11 protein-coding genes are annotated in these 12,406 nt (G+C 39.3%); 9 read left to right on the top strand and 2 right to left on the bottom strand.

The features are described 5' to 3' along the window. Positions 1-4: 4 nt before the first annotated feature. From moeA to pstB, 6 genes are all read left to right on the top strand, one after another. A complete protein-coding gene (moeA, locus tag PVK62_RS13115) occupies positions 5-1,249 on the top strand; it encodes a molybdopterin molybdotransferase MoeA (protein WP_274445305.1) in 1,245 nt (414 codons plus the stop codon). 11 nt (positions 1,250-1,260) lie between these two features. Beyond that, positions 1,261-2,010 carry a molybdopterin-synthase adenylyltransferase MoeB gene (moeB, locus tag PVK62_RS13110; protein ID WP_274445304.1) on the top strand — a complete coding sequence of 250 codons (750 nt, stop codon included), beginning with the start codon at positions 1,261-1,263 and terminating at the stop codon, positions 2,008-2,010. A 239-nt stretch (positions 2,011-2,249) separates the two neighbouring features. Then, positions 2,250-3,071 (top strand): phosphate ABC transporter substrate-binding protein, encoded by an 822-nt coding sequence (locus tag PVK62_RS13105; RefSeq protein ID WP_274445303.1) that lies wholly within the window; start codon positions 2,250-2,252, stop codon positions 3,069-3,071. A gap of 76 nt (positions 3,072-3,147) precedes the next feature. After that, entirely contained in the window at positions 3,148-4,074 is a 927-nt protein-coding gene (gene pstC / locus PVK62_RS13100) for a phosphate ABC transporter permease subunit PstC (RefSeq protein ID WP_274445302.1), read from the top strand. A 4-nt stretch (positions 4,075-4,078) separates the two neighbouring features. Continuing rightward, positions 4,079-4,936 (top strand): phosphate ABC transporter permease PstA, encoded by an 858-nt coding sequence (pstA, locus tag PVK62_RS13095; protein WP_274445301.1) that lies wholly within the window; start codon positions 4,079-4,081, stop codon positions 4,934-4,936. A 78-nt stretch (positions 4,937-5,014) separates the two neighbouring features. Next, the gene (gene pstB / locus PVK62_RS13090; RefSeq protein ID WP_274445300.1) at positions 5,015-5,764 is read left to right on the top strand and encodes a phosphate ABC transporter ATP-binding protein PstB; all 750 of its coding nucleotides are present in this window, start codon (positions 5,015-5,017) and stop codon (positions 5,762-5,764) included. Positions 5,765-5,838: 74 nt separating this feature from the next. On the opposite strand, the gene PVK62_RS13085 is transcribed toward pstB, so the two are convergent. Continuing rightward, the gene (locus tag PVK62_RS13085) at positions 5,839-6,855 is read right to left on the bottom strand and encodes a lipoate--protein ligase (protein ID WP_274445299.1); all 1,017 of its coding nucleotides are present in this window, start codon (positions 6,853-6,855) and stop codon (positions 5,839-5,841) included. A gap of 233 nt (positions 6,856-7,088) precedes the next feature. Here PVK62_RS13085 and PVK62_RS13080 point away from each other — a divergent pair, with 233 nt between their 5' ends. Continuing rightward, on the top strand, positions 7,089-7,721 hold the full coding sequence (locus tag PVK62_RS13080) for a YccT family protein (RefSeq protein ID WP_274445298.1): 633 nt from the start codon (positions 7,089-7,091) through the stop codon (positions 7,719-7,721). A gap of 193 nt (positions 7,722-7,914) precedes the next feature. Here PVK62_RS13080 and torS read toward each other — a convergent pair whose 3' ends face one another. Further along, positions 7,915-10,794 (bottom strand): TMAO reductase system sensor histidine kinase/response regulator TorS, encoded by a 2,880-nt coding sequence (gene torS, locus PVK62_RS13075; RefSeq protein WP_274445297.1) that lies wholly within the window; start codon positions 10,792-10,794, stop codon positions 7,915-7,917. A gap of 73 nt (positions 10,795-10,867) precedes the next feature. Here torS and torT point away from each other — a divergent pair, with 73 nt between their 5' ends. Together torT and PVK62_RS13065 are read left to right on the top strand one after the other, a co-directional pair. Continuing rightward, complete coding sequence (torT, locus tag PVK62_RS13070; RefSeq protein ID WP_274445296.1) at positions 10,868-11,863, top strand: TMAO reductase system periplasmic protein TorT; 996 nt, start codon at positions 10,868-10,870, stop codon at positions 11,861-11,863. A gap of 66 nt (positions 11,864-11,929) precedes the next feature. Further along, positions 11,930-12,385: a methylglyoxal synthase gene (locus PVK62_RS13065; protein WP_274445295.1), complete on the top strand. Its 456-nt coding sequence runs from the start codon at positions 11,930-11,932 to the stop codon at positions 12,383-12,385. Positions 12,386-12,406 lie beyond the last annotated feature (21 nt).

The following is a 12,406-nucleotide window of genomic DNA, read 5'->3' as shown; positions in this document are numbered from 1 at the left end:
CCTAATGGATTGCTGCGCAACTCAAGGTTTAATTCCAGTAGAAACCGCTTTAAAAAACTTATTATCTCAAGTTTCTCCAATATCAAAGACCCATTCTTTAGCGCTTGCTGACGCAATTGGCTTTGTATTAGCTGAAGACATTTGTTCACCAATCAATGTTCCTCCATTTGCCAACTCTGCAATGGATGGTTATGCGGTACGTATCTCTGATTTAGAGCACTCTTTAACGCTTCCTCTTGCTGGTAAGTCTTTTGCAGGCACTCCTTTTGAAGGTCAATGGCCAGAGCAAACAACCATTCGAATCATGACTGGCGCTAAAATCCCTGAAGGTTGTGATGCCGTCATTATGCAAGAACTGACTTCTGATTCAGAAGGTAACATTACCTTTGATCTTGCTTTATCGGATATTAAACCACAGACCAATATTCGCCCAATTGGTGATGATGTTGCTCAAGGTCAAACGGTATTAGCCAAAGGTCACCGCCTAACGCCGCGTGATATCCCCTTAATTGCCTCTTTGGGCATTAATGACATTCCGGTAGTTAATAAACCCAAAGTGGCTTTCTTCTCGACAGGCGATGAGCTTAAACCACTAGGTCAGCCACTCGAAGATGGTCAGATCTATGACAGCAACCGCTATGGTATCAAAGTACTCATCGAACGTTTTGGTTGTGAAGCCATTGATTTAGGCATCATTCCTGACTGTCCTGAAACACTAAAAGAAGTGTTCTTAAAAGCAGATAAAGAAGCGGATGTCGTTGTTACTTCGGGCGGCGTAAGCGTCGGTGAAGCGGACTATACAAAAGACATTCTAGATGAACTTGGCCAAATTGGTTTCTGGAAGCTAGCAATAAAACCAGGTAAACCGTTTGCATTTGGTAATTTACCAGACTCTTATTTCTGTGGCTTACCGGGTAACCCTGTTTCTGCCATGCTAACCATGTACGTATTAGTACAACCCATGTTAGCGAAATTAGCAGGCCATACGCAATGGGAAGCACCAAAAGCCATTCCAGCCGTTGCAACGTCTCTATTTAAGAAACACCCTGGTCGTACTGACTACCAACGTGGTATTTACTCGATTAATGATCAAGGCCAGTTTGAAGTAACTACCACTGGCAACCAAGGCTCAGGTGCGTTTAGCTCAATGAGCATGGCTAACTGCTTTGTGGTGCTAGAACGAGAACGTGGCCGTGTTGAAGCGGGTGAAATGGTCACTATTGAATTGTTTAATTCCTCTCTATATTAAGAGTATTTTCAATGACTGAATTAACCGATCAAGAAATGCTACGTTATAACCGTCAAATCATTTTACGCAACTTTGATTTTGATGGCCAAGAACGCTTAAAAGAGAGTTCAATACTTATTATTGGCGCAGGAGGCTTAGGCTGTGCGTCAAGCCAATACCTAGCAGCCGCAGGGATTGGGAAGATCACACTTGTTGATGATGATACCGTTGAACTCTCTAACTTACAGCGTCAAGTGCTGCATTGTGATGAGACAATTGGCGAGAAAAAAGTCATCTCTGCAAAAATGGCATTAAACCGCATTAACCCTCATTGCCAGATTGATACGTTTGATAAACGCTTATCTGACGATGAATTGCGATCACTTATTGCAAGTCATGATCTGGTTTTAGATGGTACAGACAACGTAGATACTCGTAATCAACTTAATCGTTTATGCTTTGAGTCCAAAACTCCACTTGTATCAGGTGCTGCGATTCGAATGGAAGGTCAAGTTAGTGTTTATACTTATCAAGATAACGAGCCTTGCTATCAATGCCTAAGCAGTTTATTTGGTCAACAAGCACTTACCTGTGTAGAAGCGGGAGTGATGTCTCCTGTTGTTGGGATTATTGGTGCAACTCAAGCGTTAGAAGCCATTAAAGTATTAGCGAACTATGGTCAGCCATTAATCAGTAAATTACTAATGCTAGATGCACTTTCTATGAGCTGGCGTGAGATGAAGCTAGCAAAAGCACCTAATTGTTCTATTTGCAGCCACTAAAAAACACTTTTATCTATTAACAAAGGCGGCGTTCCCATTGGGCTCACCGCCTTTATTTTATTTGAACAATTAAAATCTCTATTAAAAACAAATAGACATAAAAAAAACATTTCATCCATCCTCACACTGCCCCTGCTGTAATACACATTTAAAAAAACTGAAATATTGCTGTCACATAAATTTTCTAAAGTAGCTTCGTCAACTTAATCCGGCACGTATGCCTCATAAAGGAAATGAAAATGAAAAAGTCAGTTATCGGCGCACTAGCAATTCTGAGTTCAGTAGTAGCATTACCAACATCAGCGAAAGAAACTATTTCTGCCGTAGGTTCAAGCAGCGTGACCCCTCTTATGGAAGTGTTTTCTGAAACTTACATGAAAGAACATTCAAACGTATACATCGAGGTTCAAGGACCAGGGTCTTCTGCTGGTGTAAAGGCTGCAAAAAATGGTTCTGCTGATTTAGGCATGTCATCACGTAACCTTAAATCATCAGAAAAAGAAGCAACATTAAAAGAACTGGTTGTTGCACATGATGGTATTGCGGTTGTCGTTAACCCAAGCAATACACTTAAAGGTCTAACATCAGAGCAAGTGACTGCTATCTATAAAGGCGAAGTTAAAAACTGGAAAGACGTTGGTGGTGAAGATAAACCAATCGTTGCTATCACTCGTGATACCGCATCAGGTACACGTGGCGCATTTGAAGACATCATGAGCCTTAAGAAGAAAATATCTGGAATGAAAGTTTCTGCTATTTCACAACGTGCTCAAGTTGCTAATGGTAACGGCGCACTAAAGACAATGGTTGCAAGCAATCCATACGCGATCGGCTACATCTCTCTAGGTACCGTTGATAACTCGGTTCACGCACTGGCTATTGATAACGTAGAGCCAAGTGTTGCTGACATTAAAAATGGCACATACAAAGTATCTCGTCCTTTCCTTGTTCTTTACAAAGAAGGCAAGCCATCTGCTGAAGCTGACAAATTCCTAAATTGGATGACATCAGAAACCGCTCAAAACTTGGTAGAAAAGAAAGGCTACATCTCAGTTAACTAATTATTACCCTTTTGCCTGACCTGCGAAGGTCAGGCACTTTTTCCATTTCGAATTTTTCGACATGTGAGTATTTATTATGACCATCGCAATGAATAATCAAAATACACTCAAGCAAGATAAACAGTCTAAAAATCCACTACGCCAAAAGAAATGCGTAGATTGGCGAGAGCGTATTTTCCACGCATTATTTCTTAGCTGTGCCATCATCGGTACGCTATCTTTGGCTACTATTGCCTACTTTATCGTTAAAGAAAGTATCCCTGCATTTCAACAAGCTGGCGTAAGTGGCATCGTCCTAGGACAAGATTGGCTACCACCGGCATTGTATGGTGTCTTCACCATGATTGTAGCGTCAGTAGTGTCTACTCTTGGTGCTGTCGTTGTTGGTGTTCCGGTTGGGATATTAACCGCCATTTTTATCGCTGAAATCGCACCAAAGCGCGTGGCCAATATTATTCGCCCAGCCGTTGAACTACTTGCTGGTATCCCATCCGTTGTTTATGGTTTTTTTGGTCTGGTTATTATTGTTCCATTAATCCAAGACGTATTCCAAGTCCCTGCGGGTAACACAATCCTTGCTGGTATTATCGTACTAGGCATCATGATTTTACCTACTGTAATTACGGTATCAGAAACATCGATTAGAGCGGTTCCTGCAACGTACAAAGAAGGTTCATTGGCGTTAGGGGCTTCTAAAATATTCACCATCTTCCGTATTCTTCTTCCTGCTGCTCGTTCAGGCATCATGACCGGCGTTATTCTTGGTATCGCTCGCGCCCTTGGTGAAACCATGGCAATTATCATGGTTATGGGTAATGCACCAGCAATGCCTGAAGGTATCTTAGATTCAGCTCGAACCCTAACAGCAAATATCGCGATTGAAATGTCTTATGCAAGTGGCATTCACGCAAGTGCATTGTATGCAACCGGTGTTGTACTTCTTGTATTTATCATGTCTCTTAACGGCATCCTTCTTTATCTAAATCGTGAAACAGCGAGATAAGACAATGAATAAATTAAAAAAACAACGTCATATTAAAGACCAAATTGCCGCAGGATTCATTTGGTTATCCGCAGCCGTTACCGTCGGTTTCTTATTTTGGATTATCTGGTACATCCTATCGAATGGTCTACAACACGTAAGCTGGTCATTCATTACTGATAATTATACTCGTACAGGTGAAGAACACGGTATCTTCCCAATGATTGTCGCGACTCTTTATATGGTATTAGCATCGATTGCGGTTGCTGCGCCACTAGGGATCATGACCGCCATTTACTTAACAGAATATGCCAAAGTCGGCAGTAAACTAGTCAAGATTATCCGTTTTTGTACTGAATCATTAGCGGGTATTCCATCGATTATCTTTGGTCTATTTGGTATGACCTTCTTTGTCGGCATCTTAGGCTTAGGCTTCTCTATCTTATCGGGCGCATTAACACTCAGTATCTTGATACTACCAGTAATTATTCGTACAACCGAAGAAGCATTGATGGCAGTACCGCAAACGTTTCGTGAAGGATCATACGGACTAGGCGCATCAAAAATCTACACTATCTGGCGTCTGATTTTACCAAGTGCGATGCCGGGTATCATCACCTCTGTTATCTTGAGTATTGGTCGCGTTATTGGTGAGTCAGCTCCTGTATTCTTAACGGCAGGTATGGTTGCTCGTATTCCAGATTCACTGCTTGATTCAGGCCGAACGTTAACGGTTCACCTATACAAGCTAACCACTGAGCTATTTACGATTGAAGAGTGGAACCAAGCTTACGGCACAGCAACAGTATTGATTGTGCTTGTATTAATAATTAACACGCTAACCAAGTTATTGGCTCGAAAAATCAGCAAAGCGTCTTACTAATTTATTAATCAACTTATTATTTATCACTTATTATTCGCTGATTGCACGGCATAAGATGCTGTCAGTAAGGAAACGACAATGAACAAATTTAATATTGAAAATCTAGATCTTTTTTACGGCCAAAACCAAGCACTAAAAAGCATTAACTTACCTATTCCAGCAAAACAAGTGACGGCATTAATTGGTCCATCTGGTTGTGGTAAATCAACCTTACTTCGTTGTTTAAACCGCATGAACGATTTGATTGAAGGCGTAAAAATCACAGGGCTTGTAAGTCTAGATGGTGATGATATCTACGGTAACATTGATGTTGCCAACCTGCGTATCAAGGTCGGAATGGTTTTCCAAAAGGCGAATCCATTCCCAATGAGCATTTATGAAAATGTCGCGTACGGCTTAAAAGCACAAGGCGTGAAAGATAAGAAAGTATTAGATGCGGTAGTAGAGAAATCATTACGCAGCGCTGCTTTGTGGGATGAGGTTAAAGATCGCTTAAAATCTCATGCCTTTGGATTATCTGGCGGCCAACAACAACGTCTATGTATTGCACGCACGATTGCAATGGAACCAGATATTATTCTAATGGATGAACCAACATCGGCACTGGATCCAATAGCAACCCATAAAATTGAAGAACTAATGGAAACCCTAAAGAAAGATTACACCATTGTGATTGTGACTCACTCAATGCAGCAAGCGCGTCGTATCTCAGACAAAACAGCTTTCTTCTTAATGGGTGAATTAGTTGAACACGATGACACACACGTTATTTTCTCAAACCCTAAAGACGACCGCACGCAAGGTTACGTAAACGGCGACTTTGGTTAATTGAATACCAAATAATAACAAAGCGATGGAAACTTTTGCCCCTACTAGCTAGGGGCTTTTTTATTACTCTCTAGTTAAGCAATAGCCATTTTTATCCACGCTTTTAGCTCAGCGAGTTCATTTACATTATTAGGGAAAGCATCGCCTATTTGACTAATCACTTGGTTGAACGTTTCAACGTTGTAAGGTTGGTCAATCAAAGCATTCGTTAACAGCTCTAATGGTGCAGGATCAAGGCTGTCAGTAAAGAGTTTTGCGTTAACTATCTGGGCTTTTTTTATGTCTAGATGAAGATCTACACCACCCCATACAAAACGCTCACTTAATGTTTGCGTGAACTCAGGACTACGACCAAAATTCCAATCCCAGCTGCTCTGCTGTTCGAAATTAACGATAAAATTAGGTAAGTCTGGTAATGAATCTGGTGAGATATATTCAGGTTCTACCGTTTCATTATAATAAGAGAAAAAAGCCGACAAAATAGCATTTGAAACACTTTCATGACTAATCTCTGGATTGATTTCACTTAAATTAGTCACGCGAGAACGTACTGACGTAATCCCTTTTGCTTGAAGTTTTTTAGGGTCTGGATTTAAATAATTAGCCAGTCGGCTGAGATCGGCATTTAATAGCAAAGTACCATGATGAAAGCCTCGATCCATTGTTTCTCGATACGCTGAGCCTGAAAACTTCCTTTCCCCTTCTTTACTTTCAACTACGAGATCATTTCGCCCCGTCGCTTTTGCTTCTATGTTCAGTGTGTTAAGTGCATCTAAGATAATACGAGTCGACTGTTCTTTATTGTATTCAGGCTTACCTGCCATAAACGTAAAATTAGTATTACCTAAATCATGAAATACCGCCCCACCACCACTTTGTCGGCGAGCAAGAGTAATTCCATCTTCTTCCATTTTACGAGTATTACATTCTTTCCATGGATTTTGCGCTCGGCCAATGACGACACTATCTGTATTGCGCCACAAAAAAAGCACACGTTGATCGCTAGGCATCGAACGAAAAATACTTTCCTCAACGGCTAAGTTAAACCAAGGATCATAAGAAGTAGAAATAAGCACTCGAATTGTTGACATAAAATAATTCCAAACACGTTTATAGAGCGAGATAACTCTAATATAACGTATTTTGGTTTTGTTAGTAAATTACTCAATGCATTCGCGCCACCAGTCAAAGCAAGTAAATCTGATTATAATTTTGGCACCACTGATGCTGGAATTAGGCGCAATGTCTAAATTAATATTATCATTCCATTAGACTTATAATCTAAGTACACTTAATCTAATTATCATGATTAGGTGTACTTAAAATGAAAATCCATTCTCTCTTTGCTGCCTGCATTTGTATTCTCTCTTCTGTCAGTGTACAAGCTGCGATTCAATTAACCGTACCTGATGACGTTGAGCTATTGCTGGTTGATAACCAAGAAATGGAACTTGAAAGTTCTTTTTTCTCAACATCATCTACGCTTGAATTAGACAATGGCGAACACCAAATTGCATTCAGATACAACCCCGTATTTAAGCAAGGAAAAGATAATATCATTGTATCTAGTGACATTATCATTTCTAAATTTTCAGCGTCAGATACAGACGTTACATTTAAATTCCCAACCTATAATTCACCAGAAAAAGCAGCCGCATTTAATACAGAGCTAAATTGGAACTTAATTGATAAAAACGAAAAAACAATCCCATTTACGCAGGCTCAACTCATTCACCATGGCGTTCAAGTCGGTCGTAATATTCAATTTGAATTAGCACAATTTAATACCACAAGTCACCCTGCCGCTTTCAAAGAAGGCATGGTAACCGTTACTCATAAAGAGATTAAAAACGAACAAGGTGAAAATACTGCAGAGCAAATGCTGCATTATTGGTATGAAAAAGCAGATAAAGAAACAAAAGCGCGTTTTATTTCATCAGTCTTAGAGAATCAATAACTCTCTGCCATAAGCAAAAAAAACAGCCCATAACGTATTATGGGCTGTTTTATTTATAACCTGGTCTAGCAATTAATATAAATACGGCACTTTACATTGAGAGACTAAATCCTCTAATTGCTCAGATAAAGCAACACAAACACTCTCAGGACTATTTATTATAACAACAATAATTACTGTAATGAGCTTAGTGTTATTTATTGAAAAACTGCTCAATCGCTATCAATGAGCCTTCATAAACCTCATTTAACACGATTGAATCACAGTCAGAGACGTTCCCTTTCTTTCCATTTTCTTCATAAGTATGACAAAGAGCATGAAGCTGCATTAGTCCTAAACTACCTGCAGAACCTTTCAACTTATGAGCCAATTGATTTACTTGGTACGCATCTCCACTATTAATCGCTTCTTGTAATTGAAGAACATTTTCTTTAGAAGAGTGTTTAAATAAGCCCATAATTTTAAGCATGCGCTCCTCGCCCAATACGGCTAAATCACCTTGAAGCACATTTTCATTTAATATCATTACATTCTCTTCTGTTGTCTCATCAACCATTTGAGCCCAATTATCAGTCTCGATACTCTCATTAATGCCTTGAGTTTGATGCGCCTCACTCAAAAAGCGATTCAACATTTTGATTAATTGATTTTCAACTAAAGGTTTTGCTAAAAATCCATCAAAGCCTGCTGCTAAATAGCTTTCTACATCTTCATCAAATACATGAGCAGAAACAGCAAGTATTGGAGTATACCCATTACTACTTTCTTTTTCTTTCTCAATCTCTCTTAATCTTTTTTGTAATGATACGCCATCCGTATCTGGTAAATTAATATCAAGAAGTAACATATCAAACGAGACTTCCTTCAATGCTTCTTCAGCAAGTAACCCTGTATCTACCGCGGTTACCTTATGCCCTAAACGCTCAAGAAAACCAACTGCAACCATTTGATTTACAGGGTTATCCTCAACTAAAAGTAAATGAGCAGAAGAGACTTCGAGGACAAGTCTATCCTCATTAGGTACGCTAATACAGTGCCCTTCCTCTAACTCTAAAGAGAACCAAAATGTGCTGCCTACCCCTTCTTTAGATTCCACACCGATTTCACCGTCCATCGCTTCAATAAGACGTTGACTAATTGCTAATCCTAAACCTGTGCCGCCATACACCTTCTGCCCTTCTTCAGCTTGAGTAAAGGCTTCAAATAAACTGTTAATTTCATGTTCAGCAATTCCAACACCAGTATCTACAACCTCAAATAATAGAGTGGTATCTAAAATAACGTGTAATTGAATAGTGACACTTCCGGTATGAGTAAATTTAACCGCATTACCAACAAAATTATTGAGTACTTGTCTAATTCGAGTGCAATCACCAATCCACCATACAGGTAAGTCATCAGGGACATTAAACGCTAAAGTAATGCCTTTTTGTTGTGCTCTGGAACTAAATAGGTGGTGAACATCTGTGATCATTGAATGAACATTAAAGTTGACTGCTCGAATAGATAAATGACCCGCTTCTATTTTTGAGTAGTCCAAAATATCATTAAGTAAATCAAGAAGGTTTTCACCACTTCGGTTAATGATATCAACATATTGTTTCTGCTGTGCCGTTAAACCACTACCACGGAGCAACTCTCCCGTACCAAGTACGCCATTAAGAGGGGTTCGAATTTCATGACTCATTGTCGCTAAGAATGCAGATTTCGCTCGGTTCGCTTGTTCTGCTAAATTTCGAGCTTTGTCATGATTAATAATTTCCACATTCAACAATTCATTACTGGATTTTAATTCTTGAGTTCTCTGCGCTATTTGTAATTCCAAACTGTCTTTATAATCTTGAAGTTCTTGTGCTGTGTCACGGGCGACTAAGATTGAACGCCCCATTTGAGCCAATTCATCATCACCAGAGGTATCTAATTCAATATCCAGTTTTCCATTTGCAACATCGGTAATCGCTTGTTCATATTGATTTAGCCTCATGATCACGCGAGCGTAAACATAACGCCACATAATATAAATAACTAAACATAGTCCTAATAGGGTAATTGAAATCAGTAATTGCTGTACCACTTTAAGCACAAAATTCACATCAGCAACCGCTTGTTGAGTTACATCATTGGCTTGTTCAAGCAACTGAGCGATGGTGAGGTTTAACTCTTGAAACTGATCTATATTCTCATTACTTAATGCTTTAAGTTTATTATTAATATTAATTAATTGAATCAATTCACTAAAGAGGCGTTCACTTTTGGTTAGGTTATTCGCTAACAATAACATTTGTTTAGTTCGACTCGGGTCTTCAACCGCTTGCACACGACGAATGATAATCGTCATATCACGATTAAAATCTTGACGCAGTTTCTCTACTTTAGCGATATTCTGGCAATTTCGTGCATCATCGATGGTATTGACGACTTTAAAGGTTAATAGGCGTAATTCATGCAAGCGTTCTGCTAAATCAAGATCGATCTCAACCAAAGTATCCAGTGCTTTATAAACCGCCTCTTTCTCATCGCTATCGATTAAATCGTAAATTTTAACGACATTTGCAATCGTAATCGTATTAGAATTCAACACTTGAGAGCGTGAAAGTTCTTCTAGCTGTAATGCATTTTTTGTAAGCTTCTGGCTTTTTTCTTGGATAAGCTGATGCAAAACAACCTTTTCACCAACATTATTTCCCATTGTTGCTAAATTATCGACGATCTCTTGGACTTGATGATCCAAACGTGTAAGCAGCGCTTTATCAAACGGATAAACATCTAGCCCTTTTAAGCGAACGTATAAACTTTCAATCGAACTAAATAACTCTTCACCATACGTTTTTCGCTCTTGTTCAGAACCGACTTGAGACAATAACTGTGATGTGGAAATAATCTTAGTGCTTAAATCTGAGATATAACGAGCTTCAATTACCGCTGGAATAGCAGAATCAATTACCGTTCTTTCGGTTTTTTCAACATATGAGAAGCCTAGAACTCCCACGACAGACCCAAAAGCCATTAGAGCAATCATTACCATGAAAGTAAGAAACAGCTTGCGACCGATCCCTGTAGAAGCAAATAACATAATCTTGAATACACTTTAGAAAAAGAAGTAATGCGAGTATCATATCACCAACCTAAGTCAGTGCGAAGAGACCATGAAACTTACTTTTAATCCCATAATTATTCTACTATTTTCAAGCTTGCTGTCTCCCCTTGCTAGTGCAAATGAACCATGGAAGTTATGCGCTATTTATCCACACTTAAAAGATTCCTACTGGCTTTCTGTCAATTACGGCATGGTTGAAGAAGCAAGACTCAATAACGTTGAATTAACCGTCTATGAATCTGGTGGCTATCCAAATGTGGAACGTCAAAAAGAACAAATAAAGCAATGTGTCTCACTTGGTGCAGATGCGATTATTTTAGGGACGGTTGATCCCGTTGCTTATCAAGGCAACTTAAAAGCGCTCACTGAAAACATACCCGTTTTTGCAACAATTAATGAATTAATCAGCTCATACCCATCAAATACGCCTTATCACCTGGGCGAAGTCGGTGTTGATTGGTATCAAATGGGGTTTAAAACAGGTCAATTTCTTGCAGAGCAGCATCCAAAAGGCTCTGGAGTTACCTACGTCGGCTGGCTTCCTGGACCTAAAACTCGTGGAGGCACAAAACCAGTAACTAAAGGCTTTTATGATGCCATTAAAGAGAGTGACATCATTGTTAGTGCGACCTATTGGGGCGATAACAGTAAAGAGCTGCAGCGTAATCTTATTCAAGATGCACTTCAAAGTGAAAAATTAGACTATTTGGTCGGTGGGGCTGTCGCAATTGAAGTAGCTATCAGTGAATTAGCGAGTCGAAAGATGCAAGGCCAAGTAAAACTAGTATCAACTTATCTAAGCCATGCGGTCTATCGCGGTTTACTTCGTAAACGTGTGCTATTTTCTCCTACTGATAAAATGGTGTTACAAGGGCGACTCAGTATCCAACAAGCTATTGGCTATTTAAATAAGTCCCCATTACCTTTTAACTTATCGCCCACCATTGAGGCATTAACACCGGAATATTTACCAAAAAATATATTGCTTGATTCTCTTTCTCCGGCGGAATACCGTCCGACATTTTTTGTGGCAGCACCACACTAATTGCATTGTCATTTGATTGAGATAAAAAAGAATTAGTCTGTAAGAAATTAAAAATAAGGATCCTTAATGAAAAAGACAACACGGATTATCCCTGCCCATAAAAATATCGCGCTTGTGGCTCATGATCATTACAAGCCGGAACTTCTGCGCTGGGTAAAAGAAAACAAGGAAGCATTACAAGGTCATTTTTTATTTGGCACAGGCACAACAGGTAATATGCTTAGCAAAGAAACAGGACTGGCAATTAAGAGTCTATTAAGTGGGCCTATGGGGGGAGATCAGCAATTAGGTGCATTAATCTCAGAAGGTAAGATCGATATGATGATCTTTTTCTGGGATCCACTCAATGCAGTACCTCACGATCCAGATGTAAAAGCATTATTACGTATTGCGACAGTTTGGAATGTACCAGTTGCAATGAACCGCTCTAGTGCAAAATTAATGATCACATCACCAAACATGACTAAAGAAGTTGAAATTGAAATTCCTGATTACGAGGCGTATTTAACAGAACGCCTGTAATTATTTTTTATTTCACTTAAA

The sequence above is a fragment of the Aliivibrio sp. S3MY1 genome (assembly GCF_028765575.1).
Lineage (GTDB): Bacteria > Pseudomonadota > Gammaproteobacteria > Enterobacterales > Vibrionaceae > Aliivibrio.
Note: the sequence above shows the minus strand (reverse complement) of the source record. Positions and strands in the feature narration are given on the sequence as shown.

Coding starts and splice junctions, on each gene's coding strand:
- moeA (WP_274445305.1), top strand. CDS start 5: ATGGATTGCTGCGCAACTCAAGGTTTAATTCCAGTAGAAACCGCTTTA.
- moeB (WP_274445304.1), top strand. CDS start 1,261: ATGACTGAATTAACCGATCAAGAAATGCTACGTTATAACCGTCAAATC.
- PVK62_RS13105 (WP_274445303.1), top strand. CDS start 2,250: ATGAAAAAGTCAGTTATCGGCGCACTAGCAATTCTGAGTTCAGTAGTA.
- pstC (WP_274445302.1), top strand. CDS start 3,148: ATGACCATCGCAATGAATAATCAAAATACACTCAAGCAAGATAAACAG.
- pstA (WP_274445301.1), top strand. CDS start 4,079: ATGAATAAATTAAAAAAACAACGTCATATTAAAGACCAAATTGCCGCA.
- pstB (WP_274445300.1), top strand. CDS start 5,015: ATGAACAAATTTAATATTGAAAATCTAGATCTTTTTTACGGCCAAAAC.
- PVK62_RS13085 (WP_274445299.1), bottom strand. CDS start 6,855: ATGTCAACAATTCGAGTGCTTATTTCTACTTCTTATGATCCTTGGTTT.
- PVK62_RS13080 (WP_274445298.1), top strand. CDS start 7,089: ATGAAAATCCATTCTCTCTTTGCTGCCTGCATTTGTATTCTCTCTTCT.
- torS (WP_274445297.1), bottom strand. CDS start 10,794: ATGTTATTTGCTTCTACAGGGATCGGTCGCAAGCTGTTTCTTACTTTC.
- torT (WP_274445296.1), top strand. CDS start 10,868: ATGAAACTTACTTTTAATCCCATAATTATTCTACTATTTTCAAGCTTG.
- PVK62_RS13065 (WP_274445295.1), top strand. CDS start 11,930: ATGAAAAAGACAACACGGATTATCCCTGCCCATAAAAATATCGCGCTT.